Here is a 16,531-nt window from a genome sequence, read left to right as displayed (position 1 = left end):
AAATACCATTAAACAAAATTATCATTTTTTTTGGAACGAAATAGGTTTATCTTTGCGAGAAATAAAAATAAATTTATGAGTTTACGTAACTATCTTATTAGCCGAGTTTTTCTTTTACAGGTTTTTCTTGCTGCTTTGATTATTGCCGTTTTAGGCTATTTGTTTATGCATTGGTTGACATTTACCACAAATCATGGTAACGTAATTGTAGTTCCCAATTTAAGTAAGCTTACTGAAGAGCAAGTAGAAGATAAATTAGATGGTTTAGACCTTACTTATGTATTGCTAGACAGTTTAGATTATAGAAGTGACTACCCAAAATCTAGCGTTGTGCAGCAAGATCCTTTGCCAGGTGCAAAAGTAAAAGAGGGAAGAAAGATATATATTAAAATTAATGCTTCGGGCTTTTCATCAGTTAAAGTTCCTAATTTGATCGAAAAAACCTATCGTGAAGCAGTACCTACTTTAAAAGCTTTAGGGCTAGAGGAAGGAACAATTACTTATATTCCTAATTTGGCAAAAGATATGGTGCTGGATATGCGTTACAGAGGTAGAAGTATTAAACCAGGAGATAGGGTTTTGAAATCGTCTAAAATTGATTTAGTTTTAGGAGATGGAAAAGCGAGTTATGAAGAAGATATAAGAACGGATTCTATAGTAGAACCAGCAGAAGAAATACCAAATGAACAATAATATAGAGTCAGAAGACCTAGAACAAGAATTGTACGAACATTTTAAATTTGAAGTTACTAAAGGGACAACACCTTTAAGAATCGATAAATATTTGATGGGGTTAATACAAAATGCTACACGTAATAAATTACAGATTGCAGCTACAGAAGGAAATATTTTTGTAAATGATGTTCCTGTAAAATCAAATTATAAAGTAAAAGCATTTGATGTGGTTCGAGTGATGTTAACGCATCCTCCTTACGAAAACCATATCATACCAGAAGATATTCCGTTAAACATTGTTTATGAAGATGATACTTTATTGTTAATCAATAAAGAACCAGGAATGGTAGTACATCCTGGTCATGGTAATTATACAGGGACGCTTGTGCATGCTTTAGCACATCACTTTGATAATTTGCCTATGAACAGTAGTGAGCGTCCTGGATTAGTACATCGTATTGATAAAGATACTTCAGGTTTGTTAGTTATTGCTAAAACAGAAGCTGCTATGACGCATCTAGCTAAACAGTTTGAAGCTAAAACTTCTGAAAGGGAGTATGTGGCACTTGTTTGGGGAAATGTAGCTGAAGAAAGTGGAACTATAGAAGGTAACCTAGCACGTCACTTAAAAGACCGCATGCAAATGGCTGTTTTTGCTGATCCAGAAATAGGGAAACCTGCTATAACACATTATAAGGTTTTAGAACGTTTTGGGTATGTTACTTTGATATCGTGCCAACTGGAAACAGGAAGAACACACCAGATTAGAGCGCATTTAAAACACATAGGGCATCCTTTATTCAATGACGAACGTTATGGTGGTCATTTAATTTTAAAAGGGACTACGTTTACAAAATACAAACAGTTTATAGATAATTGTTTTAAAATATTACCTAGACAAGCATTACACGCTAAAACATTAGGTTTTGTACATCCTACAACCAAGGAAATGAAACGTTTTGACACCGAATTGCCAAAAGATTTTCAAGATTGTATTGAAAAATGGAGAGGTTACTCTAAATCACATTTAACAGATGAAGAAGCGTAAACTTAGGTTGTAATAATAAATTCAAAAAGCCCCTTTTTAAGTAAAAAGGGGCTTTTTTTGGGATGTTTATTATTTATCGAAATAGTATTCTATTTGTTTTATAATAAATTGCCGTTTATTATCTTCAAGAATGTAAGTAAGAAAGTAATTCTTAACCAATTTTTAAGATATGTAAATAGACACAATTAAAAGTTTTATTGCAATACCTACTTTAAGTGCTATTTAAAATATTTAGATTGTCATAAAAAGTACTAATTACAATATTGCCTATGCAATAATCAAATTCTCAGTTTGAGCGAACTCGAGAACTGCTGTTGCATTTCATGATTCTTCTTGATGTGACGAAAATTTGGTTGGATTATAGTATGTTGATTTTGGGTATGTTTCCTTTAAATATGTTTTTTTAAGACTTTATTTGTTTTTTAATTTTAAAGATTCTAAAATTTTAGGACTTGATTCTTCCTCCTTTTAAATGAGGATATTAAAGATGAGTTTCTAGTGAATTTCACCCACTTTTAAATTTTATGGGTTTGCCAGTCTACTTTATGTTGCAAATGAGAATTCTTTACTTAATTTTACAGAAATATAATATACCACCATTGAAAGATACTGCAAAACACCAAGGGCTTCGAAACCAATTAGTAAGCGTTTTACAAGAAAAAGGAATTACAGATAGAAATGTTTTGGATGCAATTAAAAAGATCCCGAGACACCTGTTTTTAAATTCTAGCTTCGAAGATTATGCTTATCAAGACAAGGCTTTCCCTATTGGTGCAGGGCAAACCATTTCGCAGCCATATACTGTTGCTTTTCAGTCTCAGTTATTAGAAATAAAAAAAGACCATAAAGTTTTAGAAATAGGAACGGGTTCAGGGTATCAAACTGCAGTATTGTATTTAATGGGAGCTAAAGTTTATAGCGTAGAACGCCAAAATGAATTATTTAAGCAAACATCAGCCTTACTTCCTAAATTGGGTATCAGACCCAAGCATCTTACTTTTGGAGATGGTTATAAAGGGTTGCCTAATTTTGGCCCTTTTGACAGTATAATTGTAACAGCGGGAGCACCTTTTATTCCGCAACCCTTGATGGCACAGCTAAAAATAGGGGGTAGGCTGGTTATTCCGCTTGGAGATGATGTGCAAGTAATGACGTTGTTAATTAGAAAAAACGAAACTCAATTTGAGAAACATGAGTTAGGTGAATTCCGATTTGTTCCTTTATTAGAAGATAAAAATTAAAACGATTCTTTTATTTTTCTGAGAGTTGCAATGTAATTTATTTATGTTTTTTTATTTACTGTTTTTTCTTTGAGAGTATTTGTGTGATAGTTTTGGGAGATTGCGTACTAAAATTTTAATAAAACACTAAATCTAGTTATTACTGAGATAAAACAAAGAAGAAGGTTAATTGCTTAACCTTCTTCTTTATTATTTGTATATTTTTTTTATTCGATCTAAATCTCGTTTAGTATCTTGTTCTTTCAAAGATTCTCGTTTATCATAGGTTTTTTTACCTCGACAAAGCCCAATTTCAAGTTTTGCCATTCCTTTTTCGTTGGTGAATAATTTTAAAGGAACAATAGTAAGTCCTTTGGCTTGTACACTTCGTTCTAAACTTTTTAATTCTCGTTTGTTTAAAAGTAATTTTCTTTCGCTTCTCGCTTTATGATTAAACTGATTACCAAAAGTATATTCTTCTATGTACGTATTGATAGCAAAAAGTTCGCTATTACTAAACTCGCAAAAGCTTTCAGTAATATTAGCTTTTCCTAAACGGATAGATTTTATTTCGGTCCCTGCCAAAACAATTCCAGCAGTGAATTTCTCGATTATTTCGTAATCAAATCGAGCTCTTTTATTTAGTATGTTGACAGTTTTTAGCATAGGATGACAAATGTAGCAACAAATGTATGAATCAGCAATCTTTTTTGAAAAAATGGTATAAATTTGCCAAATGGAAAAACAACAATCAAAAGATCCTTTACACGGAATCACTTTAAAAACTATTTTAGAGCAATTAGAAGCGCATTATGGATTTGATACCTTAGGTGAATTAATAAAAGTTAAATGCTTCAACGATAACCCAAGTATAAAATCAAGTCTTACTTTTTTAAGAAAAACGGAATGGGCAAGAAAACAAGTTGAAGATTTATATGTGAAAAATTATAAAAAGCTTAACTCGTAAAGCTAATTTAATTTATAAGAGATCATTACACCGCCTCTATAAGGTAGCCATTCACCGCTTTTATTATAATTTTTAGCAGTTTCATATCGACTACCATCACTTATATGGTATCCTTTATAGAAACCTTGGTTCCAACCACCACCTAAAAAGCAATCCAAGTAAAACTTATCATTTATTTTTGCTTTATAACCTACAGTTACTCCTGCAAAGTAACCAAATCCTTTTTCGTAATAATCAGTATTTAAGTAGTTCCATTTTTGAAAATTAAACAAACTAGCTCCAATATGTCCACCTACGTAAAAGCCATTGTCGATTGCTTTAAAGTGATACCTGTATTCAGGTGTGAAAGTGTAAAATTCACGTGGTTTCCCGTTAACGGATTTCCAAAAAGAAGCTAAAACATCAAAATTTAATGTTGATTTTTCTCCAATTGTAGTCTCTATTGCTACGTTAGGAACAGTTAAAAGTGTTGTAAAAGCATTTACTTTTACATAAGTTTGGCTTTGAGATTGTAATGTAAAAAGTACAATTGCCAAAAAGATTATTTTTTTCATAAGTAAAGTTTCAACCAATTGTTTGAAGAGCTAATTGGTTTTGAGTTAATAATTAATATACACAAAAATAAATGATTAAGTATGTCGAGATTATAAAATACTTCTTGTTATGATTTATTTAACAATGAATAGATGACGGTATCTAAAAAGCGTCCTTCATAAAACTGATTTTCAATAAAATGAGCTTCTTTGGTAAAACCGCTTTTTAATAGAACTTTTTCTGACGCAGTGTTATTTGGGTCAATAACTGCTTCAATAGTGTGTAATTTCATTTCGTTAAAACCAAAAGCGATTACTTTTTTTAAAGCTTCAGGAATAAAGCCTTTACCATGATAATCTGGATGAAGAATATAACCCACTTCGGCGCGATAATTTTGCGGTTGGATTCGGTAATGACCAATGACCCCAATAAGTTTATCGCTGTTCTTTAAAGTAATAGCCCAATTAATCCCTTCATTCTTGTCAATTGTAGCATCAATTGTTGCAATATGTGCCAAAGCATCTTCAGGAGTTATTGCTATAGGTCTTGGGATATATTTCATTACTTCTCGGTTTGAGCGTAAATAAAATATCTCATTTACGTCATCATTAACCACTCTACGTAGTAATAATCGTTCGGTTTCTAAATTTGGGAAAGGACTAAAATTAAGTGCTAACATTTGTTTAATAATAAAGTTATAGAATTGCGATAGTGAGATTTGAATCAAAAGTATTTTTAGGAGCTAATAATTGGATGCCTTCTTTTTCCATAATATTTCCAGTATTATTATTGGTGTCAGAATACCCAAACCACGGTTCTATACATATAAATGGAGCATTGTTTAAAGTCCAAATTCCCAAATGCGGAAAATCATCAAAACGGATGTTTAGCATAGGGATTTTGTTTTCTAAAATAGTAACCGATTTAGAAGCTAATAATTTAAAGATTAAGGCATCTTTTTCGAATAAAGAATAATTTAAAGGTACACTATTTACTTCAGTATCTAATCTTTTAGTTTCATCAGAAAGTAAATTATTTTCTGAAAGTGTGTAAATTAAAGGTTCTTCTTTTTCAAATTCTAAAGCATAATTTTCAAATTGAGAAGACAATGCAAAAGCAGGATGTGCTCCAATAGAAAAGCCCATTTCTAGATCCCCTTTATTGATCACTTGATATTTTATTAAAAGTTCATTTTCGATTAGTTGATAGCAAATTTGGAGTTCAAATTCAAAGGGGTATACTTTTAATGTTTCCTCAGTTGATTTAAGAGAAAAAGTAGCGCTGTCTTCTTTTTTTTCGATTAAATCAAAAACCATATCCCTAGCAAAACCATGTCTCGATAAAGTATATTGCTGGTTATTATAAGTGTATTTATTGTCTTTTAAAGTTCCTACTATAGGAAAGAGAATTGGGGAGTGTTTGCCCCAAAATTCAGGATTCCCTTCCCAGATATATTCTTTATTATTACTGATTTTTTTTAAAGAACATAACTCGGCTCCTGTATGTTTAATTTCAGCTGATAAAAAACTATTTGTAATTATTGTTGTAGTCAAAGTAGTAGGTTTTAGTAGTTAATTTGATACTGTAAATATATTTTATAATTTCAATTAATTAATACTTACAGAGCAAAATATGTGGAGTTATATAAATTTTACTTAAAATTTAAAGCTATTACTGTTTTTTATTTACCAATCTGTTTTTTTTTGCTAATTTGGTTGTAAAATAATAACACATGAAAAATATTAGGTTCAAAGCCATACTTCAATTGGCTTTAGTATTAGGAGTTTCGTCGCTCTGGGCACAACAAACACCTGAAAGTAAGGCTACAACGCCAACTTCAAATTACAATTATCATGATGCTTTTGCTCCCTTTTTTTATACAAAAAACGGAACGAGTACAAGGTCAGCGAGTGGGCAACCGGGAGCAGAATATTGGCAAAACAGAGCTGATTATGTACTTACCGCAAAATTAAATGCTCAAAATAATGAAATTGTAGGTACAGATGTGATTACTTACACTAATAATAGTCCAGATAAGATGAATTTTGTTTGGATGAATGTTGATCAAAATTTATTCAAAGCGGATTCTCGCGGTAATGCTGTAGTACCTTTAACTGGTAGTCGCAATGGAGCGCAAGGAGAAGTCTTTGACGGAGGTCATAAAATAAAATCGGTTAAAATTGTTAGTACTACAAAAGGTAAATCTACTGAAGTAGAAGCTAAATTTTTAATTACAGATACCAGAATGCAAGTTTTTCTTCCGGAAGGGCTAAAAGCAAAAGGTGGAACAGTTAAAATTAAAATTGATTTCTCTTACATTTCTCCCTTGGAAGGTTCAGACCGTACTGGAGTTTTAGATACAAAAAACGGAAAAATTTTTACTATTGCACAATGGTACCCGCGTATGTGTGTTTATGATGATGTAAGAGGATGGAATACCAATCCTTATTTAGGAGCGTCAGAATTTTATTTAGAATACGGAGATTTTGATGTAAATATCACCGCACCAGCAAATCACATTGTAGTTTGTTCAGGCGAGTTGTTAAACCCAACAGCGGTTTATAGCACAGTTGAACAAAGTAGATTAGCACAAGCGAAACAAAGTGATAAAACAGTTATGATTCGTACTGAGGACGAAGTTGTTGCTCTAGCAAATACAACTACTACAGCTACCAAAACATGGCATTATAAATTGAAGAATGCTAGAGATTTATCTTGGGCATCTTCTCCAGCTTTTATTTTAGACGGTGCTAAAATCAATCTTCCAAGTGGCAAAAAATCATTAGCATTATCAGCTTATCCTTCAGAAAGTGCTGGAAACGAAGCTTGGGGACGCTCTACAGAATTTACTAAAGCTTCTATCGAAAACTACTCTAAAAGATGGTTAGAATATACTTATCCAGTAGCAACAAATGTTGCAGGAAATGAAGGAGGAATGGAATATCCAGGAATCGTTTTTTGTGGATGGGAATCTAAAGGAGAAGATTTATGGGGAGTTACAGATCATGAATTTGGTCACAACTGGTTTCCTATGATTGTAGGTTCTAACGAACGTTTATTTGGCTGGATGGATGAAGGTTTTAATACTTTTATCAACTCATTAAGCTCTGTTGATTTCAATAATGGAGAATATAAAACGCCAGCTTCAGACTTACATAAATTAGCAGATAGATATACTAACGCTGAATTAGAAACTGTAATGAGCTCTCCTGATAACATGCAGGAAGGAAATATTGGGCTTTTATGTTATGCTAAACCTAGTTCAGGACTTGTAATTTTAAGAGAACAAGTTTTAGGTGAAGAACGTTTTGATATGGCTTTTAAAACATATGTACAACGTTGGGCTTTTAAACACCCTACACCAGATGATTTTTTTAGAACAATGGAAAACGTTGCAGGTGAAGATTTAAGCTGGTTTTGGAGAGGTTGGTTTCAATACAACTGGAAATTTGACCAAGGAATTAACGGAATCAAATATGTAAAAAACGATCCAAAACAAGGGGTGGTTATTACTATTGAGAATTTTGAAAAAATGCCTATGCCTGTTATTTTAGATGTAAAAACTAAAAGTGGTAAAATCGATAGAGTGCAATTACCTGTTGAAATATGGCAAAGAAATACTTCATGGTCATTTAAACATGATTCTACCGAAGAAATAGAAAGCATCACTTTAGATCCAGAACATGTTTTGCCTGATAATAACGAAGCAAATAACGTTTGGTCTTCAGGAACAGGTGTTATTGAAAAAGACATTATTTTAGATGGTTATTTAGGTACATATTCTAATACTAAAGCGCCTATTAAAATTACCTTTTCAGAAAAAAATAGTGTTTTGAATGTTGCAATTACTGACTATCCTGAATTTTCAGTGGAGCCAGTTGGAAAAGATTTATTCGAATCTAAAAGAGCGGGATTAAAATTCCAATTTAATGAAGATAAAAACGGTTTTGATATGATCATTAGTGATAATCAAAAAATTCCTTTTACGAAGGACAAATAATTTGAACCAATTTATAGCATACAAAAACACCAGCAAATTTGCTGGTGTTTTTTATTATAACAATATTGAGCGTTTTATTCTGGTATTTGCTGGCTTAAGCAATGTAAAGTACCCAAACCCCAAATTAAATCAATAGCACTAATCCCAATAACTTCTCTATCAGGAAAACATGCTGCAATAATATTTAGTGCTACACGATCATTAGCATCGTTAAAAGTAGGGACCAATACACATTTATTTAAAATCAAAAAGTTAGCATAACTCGCTGGTAATCTTAAATCTTCAAAATCAACCCGTTTTGGCATTGGTAAAGCCACTACAATTGGTGCTTTTCCGTTTTCTAATTTGGCATTTTGCAAACGTTTTAAATTGTCTTGCAATGGGGCGTAGTTAGCGTCATTTACATCTGTTTCAATAATGGTTACAATAGTATCTTCATTGATAAAACGACATAAATCATCAATATGTCCATGCGTATCATCACCTTCAACTCCATTACCTAACCAGATCACATTAGTGATTCCAAGATATTCTTTAAAAACGGCTTCGTAATCTGCTTTTGTAAAACCAGGGTTTCTAACCTGAATATTAGGATGCATTAAGCACTCTTCAGAGGTTAGTAAAGTTCCTCTTCCGTTAGTATCAATGGCGCCACCTTCAACAATTACTGGTTTTCCTTTGTACCTTACTTGGGTAAGCGGTATGTCTAGAAAATTAGCCACTGTAGCAGGAATGTTCCTGTCTAGTTGGTGGTTTTTATATTTCGCCCATCCATTAAAATTGAAATTTAAAGCTTCTCTATTTTCTCCATTTTTTATTACAATAGGGCCAGAGTCGCGCATCCAACTTCTATTTGTTTTTTGAATAATAAACGAAATAGTATCAAGATTAACCTTTGCCATTTCTAGCATTTCAGTTACTTTTTCTTTTAATTTTTCATCGGCTACTACTAAAAAAACAGTTTCGTAAGTTGCTACTTTTTTAATATATTCAACAAAAGTCCATTTAATGGCTTCGTATTTTCCTGGCCAGTCATTTCCGTTATGAGGAAAGCAAAGTAAAACACCTTGTTGTTTTTCCCATTCAGCAGGAAACCTTCTTTTATTTTCAGTCATAATTAGTCAATTGCTCTTTTAGTGATATCTCCAAAAGCATCGATACGTCTGTCTCTAAAAAACGGCCAGTTTTGACGTACGTTTTCTTGTAAGTCTAAATCAACTTCGGCAATTAAGATTTCTTCTTTGTCGTGTGAGGCTTGCGCCAAAATTTCACCTTGTGGACCAGCAATAAATGAAGCACCCCAAAATTCGATTCCGTCAGTATCAGGTAAATATTTTTCTAGACCAATTCTATTTGCAGCAGCAACATAAACACCATTTGCTACAGCATGACCTTTCATTACGTTCATCCAAGCTCCGTATTGGTTAGTTCCGTATTGTTCTTTTTCACCTGGATGCCATCCAATTGCTGTAGGGTAAAATAATACCTCAGCACCTTTAAGAGCCGTTAAACGAGCAGCTTCTGGATACCACTGATCCCAACAAATCAGTGTTCCAATTTTTCCTTTTTGTGTCGGGATTGTTTTAAAACCTAAATCTCCAGGAGTAAAATAGAATTTTTCATAGAAATGAGGATCATCTGGAATGTGCATTTTGCGGTACAAACCAGCTTCTGAGCCATCAGTATCAATAATATATGCACTGTTGTGATATATTCCAGCCATTCTTTTTTCGAAAAAAGGGACAATAATTACTACACCTAACTCTTTTGCTAAAGCGCTAAAAGCTATAAAAGAAGTACTGTATAAAGGTTCTGCAATAGCAAAATTGTCAACATCTTCACTTTGACAAAAGTAGTGGCTACTGTATAATTCGGGCAAAGAGATAACCTCAGCGCCTTGGCTAGCAGCATCGCGTACCCAACTCAAACATTTCTTGAGGTTGTTTTCGGCAACATCATTAAGATTTAGTTGAATAACCGCTATTTTATATTTTTTATTTGGCATCTTATTAATTTTTAGAGTACAAAAATAGTGAATTTTATAAAGAGTAGAAAATCACCTATTTGATTTAAGAAATATTTATACTACCGTTATATTATGTTTTGCTAATAAGCCTTTTACACCTTCGAGTGAGAAAAAAGCTTTCTTTAATTTTGTCTTTTCAGGATCAATGATATAATTATAACTGCTTCTAAAGTCTGTTTTGTTGGCTTTTGCTCCAGCAAATTCAGTTCGGTATAAATCACAATTTTCAAATACGACATCTGTTAAATCGGTGCTCATAAAATCTACGGCAACTAAACTACAGTCTTTAAATGTAGTAGCTTTCATTTTTAGAGTGTAAAATTTAGAGAAATCTAAAACGCAGTTTTTAAAGTGTATTTCAAAAATAAGCTTGTCGCACATGGCAAAATTAACAGCGCTTATTTTACAATGATTAAAATAAACAGTTCTAAGGGCAACATGATTTATTTGCGAATTATCAAAAGTACAGTGGTTGAAAGTACAGTCTATAAAAGTTACTGCAATAAAGTTACAGTCAGAAAAATCACAAGATTCAAAAACACAAGATTCAAATTCTTGATGGTTTAAATCATCCACATTATAATGGATTTTTGTATAGTTTTTATCGAGTAAATAGGCTGTCATTCAAGTGTGTAAAAATCCGTTTAGTAATAATGGATAGGAATTACAAATTAACAAAAAATAATGCAGTATTAAAACCTATTTTAATATAAATATCGTGCTGTTTATTAATGATTTTCAAGGTTAAAAAGAAAGATTTTTTAAAAGTATTTAGTGTTAAAAAAAATGATAAAAAAGATGATTTTTTAGACGTTGATATTCACTTTTTATAGTTTTTAATTAGGTAGTAAGTAAAATATTAAAAGCTTCTAAATACTAGGTTATTAGAGGGTTTATGTTTTTTTAAAGATATTAATTATAGGATTTTATGATAAAGTTATAAGATTATAATGTACTTTTTTTTAGTATGCTTTTTTTTACATAAATAATTAAAATTCAATTGTATTTATAACGGTTTTTAAGTTCTTTTATTTAATTTTGAATCACTGAAAAATATATTTTAGTAGATTTATTTATGAAAGTTTTTTTAAATAAATAATGTTTAAAATAAAGTTGTTTCTTTTATAAGAAAAAAACTATTTTCGTTAACTCGAAAATTTGCCTTTTAGAACGGTAATTATTTTATAATGTAAAGTTACTTAATGCATGATTTTTGTTTAAAACAAAAGTGAAAGAAATACAAATTTATGATACTAATTGTTGATGATATTAAAGCCAATATAATCGCTTTAAAAAAAATATTGGAGCTTCATAATTTAGATGTTGATTCGGCTGAGTCTGGTGAAGAAGCGCTGAAGAAAATTCTAAAGAATGATTATGCACTTATCATAATGGACGTTCAAATGCCAGGAATGGATGGATTTGAAGTTGCTGAGATATTAGCGGGCAATAATCGTACTAAGGATATTCCGGTTATCTTTTTATCAGCGGTAAATAAACAAAAGAAATTTATTTCAAAAGGATATGAAACAGGTGGAGTTGATTATATCACAAAACCAGTGGACTCTGATTTACTAATTTTAAAAGTAAAAACATTCTTAAAAATCTATCAACAACAAAAAGAGCTCATAGATATAAGAGATTTATTATCTAAAGAGGTTGAAGTTAGAAAAGAGGCGCAAGAGAACTTAGAAGTAAAAATTGCCGAAAGAACGAAAGAGTTGGTTACTAAAAATGAGGAATTAGAGCTTAAAAATCACGAGTTACAGCAATTTTCTTGGGTTGTATCTCACGATCTTAAAGAACCACTTCGTAAGATTCAAATTTTTATCAATATCATTAAAGACAAATACCTTTTAGAAGATGAAAAAGCTATTGATTATGTAAACCGCACGGTGAAAGCCGCCGAGAGGATGCAGAATTTAATCACTGATTTATTAGAGTATTCTCGCTTGTCAGCAAAAGTAAATCCTGAAAAAGCACCTTTAGAAGAATTAGCAATTGAGGTTGTTAACGATTTAGATTATTTAATAGAGGATAAAAAAGCGGTAGTCAATATTAATAAACTCCCCACAATTAATGGAATTCCAACACAATTGCGACAAGTATTTCAAAACTTGATTGGGAACTCATTAAAATTTGCTAAAAAAGATGTGTTACCAGTTATAGATATTACATCGGAATTAATTGAAGAAAGAAGTTTTGATAGTAACGTTTCTGAGTCAGGAAAGTTTTGCCGAATTTCGATAAAAGACAACGGAATAGGTTTTGATGATCAATACTTGAATAAAATTTTCATGATTTTTCAGAGTCTTAGTGACCGCAAAGTGTATGAAGGAACTGGTATTGGATTGGCTATAGCCAAAAAAATAATAGAGAAACACAACGGTTTAATTACCGCAATAAGTAAAGAAGGAGAAGGGGCAAATTTTATAATAGTGTTGCCATTAGACTTTAATAGTTAAAATAATAATAGGTTTATAAATAGTACATGGGAAATAATTTTAAGCGTAATCTTTATATTAGTTCGGGAATATCGATAGTGGTGTTAATGGTGAGTTCATTAGCTTCTTTTATGAGTATAAGAAGCCTTCTTGATAGTATGGCACTTGTTAATCATACTCAGGAAATAATCTATAATGTTAATGAAGGAACTAATAATTTAGTAGAAGCACAAACAAGCATGCGCGGTTTCTTGATTACAGGTCGAGAAGATTTTTTAAGTCATTTTGATGAATCAGAAGAAAAAGCAAATGCTGCCTTTGAAAAAATTGAACAATTAACAGTTGATAATCCTATACAACAAAGCAGTCTAAAGGAGTTAAAACCTATTAGAAATAAGCTGTTTAAGTTTTTAAGGTACCGCGTAAGTGACAAAAGAATAGGGGTAAATGTTCAAAATTACGACTTAGACACGGGTAAAATTTTAATGGAGCAAATTAAAGTTATCGTTAAACGTATCGAAAAAAATGAACAAGCATTATTAGTAAAACGCAATGCTACTTCAGAACGTTTTGGTAACTATAGTTCTGTTTTAATAGTAGTAGCTTTTTTAATAGCGATATTAATTAGTGTACTAATGCTATTTAGAATCTTGAAAGATTTTAAAGAAAGAACAGCACTTCAAAAAGAGTTAGAACGTAAGGATTTTGAAACTGCTGAACGTATAAAAGCCATTAGTAGTATCGCGGTTCAATTATCTGAGGGACATTATGATATTAGAGTAGACGACAACCAGAGTGATGCACTAGGTAATGTAGGGGTTTCTCTAAATAATATGGGAATAGCATTAGGGAAATCTTTTCAATCATTGTCAGAAAAAGAATGGTTACAAACCGGTATTGCTCAGCTTAATGAAATTATGCTTGGTGAAAAAAAATTAACCGTTTTAACTAAGGATATTATAGAATTTGTAGCAGTTTACTCTAACAGTAGTGCTGGACTTATTTATATTACTGAAGGAGATGAATTGTATAGAGCTGCTGGTTACAGCTATATTCCTAATAAAGACAAAGAGCGCTTTAAAATAGGTCAGGGAATTACTGGACAAGCAGCAATTTCGCGAAAGCTAATAGAAATTAAAACTTTTACAGATGATGATATTAGAATTTCTTACGGTTTAGGAGAGGTGAAGCCTTCTCATATTATTGCTATCCCTTTACAGGATAATAAAGTAGAAGGTGTTATTGAATTAGCGAGCGTTAAAGGTTTTTCAGAAATTGAATTTGAGTTTTTAAATGCAGTTGCTAGTAATATAGGAATAGCAATAAAAGCTACTCAAAACCGAAAACGCTTAAACGAATTACTTGAAGAAACGCAATCACAATCAGAAGAATTGCGTTTGCAACACAGCGAAATGGAGGCAATTAATGCTGAATTAGAAACGCAAACAGAAAAATTGCAAGCTTCTGAAGAAGAATTAAGAGTGCAACAAGAAGAGTTACAGCAAACTAATGAAGAACTTGCTGAAAGAAGTGTTTTATTAGAGGAAAAAAATTCGGAGATTCAAAAAAAATCAGAAGATTTAGAGTTAACTACGAGATACAAGTCGGAGTTTTTAGCAAATATGTCTCATGAATTGCGCACGCCATTAAACTCTATTTTATTATTGAGTCGACTGCTTTCAGAGAATAATGATAATAATATGAATGGCGAGCAAATTGAGTTTGCTAAAGTGATTCAAAGTTCTGGAAACGGACTGTTAGGTTTGATTGATGAAATTTTAGATTTATCAAAAATTGAGGCTGGAAAAATGGAATTAGAACTGACTGAAGTATCAACTAAAGAAGTTACTGATGGCCTAAAAGATTTATTTACCGAAGTAGCCAGAGATAAAAAAATAATTTTCGAAATTGACGCTCATGCTGCTCCTTTAGTCATTAAGACTGATAAAATGCGATTAGAACAAATTCTTAAAAATTTGATTTCTAATGCGATAAAATTTACCTCAAAAGGAAGCGTAACTTTAGAAATAAAGAAAGATACTAAGGATCCGCAAATGATTTCGTTTGGAGTAAAAGACACTGGAATTGGAATTTCATTAGAAAAACAACCGCTCGTGTTTGAAGCTTTTCAGCAAGCTGATGGATCTACTAAAAGGAAATATGGTGGTACTGGATTAGGTTTGTCAATTAGTAGAGAGCTAGCTAAGTTACTACAAGGAGAGATAAAACTAAAGAGTGAAATGGGTGAGGGAAGTGAGTTTACTTTACTTGTACCCATTGTAGGTTCTACAATAGATAGAATAATTGAAGAAGAGAAAGTTGTTCCTGAATTAGAAAAAATAGTAACTATTGTAAAAGAACAAGAAGCAAACAAGTATTTAAGCTTAACGATACCTGATGACGTAGCTGATGATCGTGATACAATCACCCCGTTAGATAAAGTTATTTTAATTGTTGAAGATGATGTGAATTTTGCTAAATCGCTATTGTCTTTTAGTCGTCAACGTGGGTACAAAGGTGTTGTCTCTGTTAGGGGAGATTATGCTTTGACGTATGCTTTACAATACAACCCGGTTGGTATTTTATTAGATATTCAATTGCCTATTAAAAATGGATGGCAAGTGATGGAAGAGTTAAAAGGAAATTGGAAAACAAAACACATTCCGGTTCACATTATGTCTTCGCATCAATTAAAACAAGAAAGTTTGTTGAAAGGAGCGGTTAACTTCTTGAATAAACCAGTCGCATTTGAAAAAATGCCTGAAATTTTTAAACACATTGAGCAAATCATCAATAAAGAGTCTCAAAAAGTACTTATCATTGAGGATAATCCCAAACATGCTGAAGCGCTTTCTTATTTTTTAGAGACATATAATATTAAGTCGGAAATTAAAAGTGAAGTTCATGATGGGGTACAAACTTTAAGTAATAACGAAATTGATTGTGTTATTCTAGATATGGGAATTCCTGATGCTAAAGCGTATGAAATCCTAGAAGAAGTTAAAAAGAATCACGGTTTAGAAAAACTACCAGTAATTGTTTTTACAGGGAAGAGTTTATCAATGAAAGAGGAGCTGAAAATCAAAAAATACGCTGATTCTATTGTTGTAAAAACTGCACATTCTTATCAACGAATGTTGGATGAGGTTTCTTTGTTTTTACATCTTGTAGAAGAGAATAAAGATGAAAGTAGTAAAAAAGACGTCTATAAAAAAATGAATCTCTTAAATAATATCCTAAAAGATAAAACGGTTTTAGTCGTTGATGATGATGTTCGAAATATCTACTCGCTTACAAAAGCGCTAGAAGTATTTAAAATGAATGTAATCACTGCCATTGACGGGAAAGAAGCATTGAAAGTTTTAGGCGAAAATCCACAAACTGATATTGTTTTATTAGACATGATGATGCCTAATATGGATGGTTATGAAACGGCGGGTATCATTCGAAAAAACGAAAAACTAAAAAACCTACCCGTAATTGCTGTAACTGCAAAAGCAATGACTGGGGATAGAGAAAAATGCATTCAAGCAGGCGCATCTGACTATATTACTAAACCAGTAGATATTGACCAGTTGCTATCATTGTTACGTGTGTGGCTTTATGATAATTTTTAA

Annotated in this window: 14 protein-coding genes; 7 read left to right on the top strand and 7 right to left on the bottom strand. The window is 31.8% G+C overall.

Annotated features, from left to right (window positions below):
* Positions 1-75: 75 nt before the first annotated feature.
* From ACVEGE_RS19120 to ACVEGE_RS19110, 3 genes are all read left to right on the top strand, one after another.
* The gene (locus ACVEGE_RS19120; RefSeq protein WP_173853444.1) at positions 76-693 is read left to right on the top strand and encodes a PASTA domain-containing protein; all 618 of its coding nucleotides are present in this window, start codon (positions 76-78) and stop codon (positions 691-693) included.
* On the top strand, positions 683-1,723 hold the full coding sequence (locus ACVEGE_RS19115) for an RluA family pseudouridine synthase (protein WP_192501733.1): 1,041 nt from the start codon (positions 683-685) through the stop codon (positions 1,721-1,723). The genes ACVEGE_RS19120 and ACVEGE_RS19115 overlap by 11 nt, the downstream gene beginning before the upstream one ends.
* A 599-nt stretch (positions 1,724-2,322) precedes the next feature.
* Complete coding sequence (locus ACVEGE_RS19110; protein ID WP_173853442.1) at positions 2,323-2,964, top strand: protein-L-isoaspartate(D-aspartate) O-methyltransferase; 642 nt, start codon at positions 2,323-2,325, stop codon at positions 2,962-2,964.
* Between the two features lie 189 nt (positions 2,965-3,153).
* Here the strand turns inward: ACVEGE_RS19110 and smpB are convergent, their stop codons facing one another.
* Positions 3,154-3,609 (bottom strand): SsrA-binding protein SmpB, encoded by a 456-nt coding sequence (gene smpB, locus ACVEGE_RS19105; RefSeq protein WP_173853441.1) that lies wholly within the window; start codon positions 3,607-3,609, stop codon positions 3,154-3,156.
* Positions 3,610-3,679: 70 nt separating this feature from the next.
* Between smpB and ACVEGE_RS19100 the strand changes: the two genes are divergently transcribed.
* Entirely contained in the window at positions 3,680-3,910 is a 231-nt protein-coding gene (locus tag ACVEGE_RS19100) for a VF530 family protein (RefSeq protein WP_192501732.1), read from the top strand.
* Between the two features lie 2 nt (positions 3,911-3,912).
* On the opposite strand, the gene ACVEGE_RS19095 is transcribed toward ACVEGE_RS19100, so the two are convergent.
* The 3 genes from ACVEGE_RS19095 to ACVEGE_RS19085 all read right to left on the bottom strand — a co-directional run bounded on the left by ACVEGE_RS19095 (position 3,913) and on the right by ACVEGE_RS19085 (position 5,997).
* A complete protein-coding gene (locus ACVEGE_RS19095) occupies positions 3,913-4,464 on the bottom strand; it encodes a DUF3575 domain-containing protein (RefSeq protein ID WP_192501731.1) in 552 nt (183 codons plus the stop codon).
* A gap of 107 nt (positions 4,465-4,571) precedes the next feature.
* On the bottom strand, positions 4,572-5,123 hold the full coding sequence (locus tag ACVEGE_RS19090) for a GNAT family N-acetyltransferase (RefSeq protein ID WP_192501730.1): 552 nt from the start codon (positions 5,121-5,123) through the stop codon (positions 4,572-4,574).
* Positions 5,124-5,139: 16 nt separating this feature from the next.
* On the bottom strand, positions 5,140-5,997 hold the full coding sequence (locus tag ACVEGE_RS19085; RefSeq protein WP_192501729.1) for an aldose 1-epimerase family protein: 858 nt from the start codon (positions 5,995-5,997) through the stop codon (positions 5,140-5,142).
* A 179-nt stretch (positions 5,998-6,176) separates the two neighbouring features.
* On the opposite strand from ACVEGE_RS19085, the gene ACVEGE_RS19080 reads away from it, so the two are divergent.
* Positions 6,177-8,444 carry a M1 family metallopeptidase gene (locus tag ACVEGE_RS19080; RefSeq protein WP_192501728.1) on the top strand — a complete coding sequence of 756 codons (2,268 nt, stop codon included), beginning with the start codon at positions 6,177-6,179 and terminating at the stop codon, positions 8,442-8,444.
* A 74-nt stretch (positions 8,445-8,518) separates the two neighbouring features.
* On the opposite strand, the gene ACVEGE_RS19075 is transcribed toward ACVEGE_RS19080, so the two are convergent.
* From ACVEGE_RS19075 to ACVEGE_RS19065, 3 genes are all read right to left on the bottom strand, one after another.
* Entirely contained in the window at positions 8,519-9,559 is a 1,041-nt protein-coding gene (locus ACVEGE_RS19075; RefSeq protein ID WP_192501727.1) for an agmatine deiminase family protein, read from the bottom strand.
* Between the two features lie 2 nt (positions 9,560-9,561).
* Positions 9,562-10,449 (bottom strand): carbon-nitrogen hydrolase, encoded by an 888-nt coding sequence (locus ACVEGE_RS19070; protein WP_173856068.1) that lies wholly within the window; start codon positions 10,447-10,449, stop codon positions 9,562-9,564.
* 75 nt (positions 10,450-10,524) lie between these two features.
* Positions 10,525-11,094, bottom strand: coding sequence for a pentapeptide repeat-containing protein (locus tag ACVEGE_RS19065; RefSeq protein WP_192501726.1), 570 nt, complete (start codon positions 11,092-11,094; stop codon positions 10,525-10,527).
* A 623-nt stretch (positions 11,095-11,717) separates the two neighbouring features.
* Between ACVEGE_RS19065 and ACVEGE_RS19060 the strand changes: the two genes are divergently transcribed.
* Together ACVEGE_RS19060 and ACVEGE_RS19055 are read left to right on the top strand one after the other, a co-directional pair.
* Positions 11,718-12,935, top strand: coding sequence for a hybrid sensor histidine kinase/response regulator (locus ACVEGE_RS19060; protein ID WP_173853432.1), 1,218 nt, complete (start codon positions 11,718-11,720; stop codon positions 12,933-12,935).
* A gap of 26 nt (positions 12,936-12,961) precedes the next feature.
* Positions 12,962-16,531, top strand: a complete 3,570-nt coding sequence (locus ACVEGE_RS19055) for a hybrid sensor histidine kinase/response regulator (protein WP_192501725.1) — start codon at positions 12,962-12,964, stop codon at positions 16,529-16,531.

This window comes from Flavobacterium sp. PL002 (assembly GCF_054165825.1).
The sequence above is the reverse complement of the archived record's forward strand: the minus strand, read 5'-3'. Positions and strand labels throughout refer to the sequence as shown.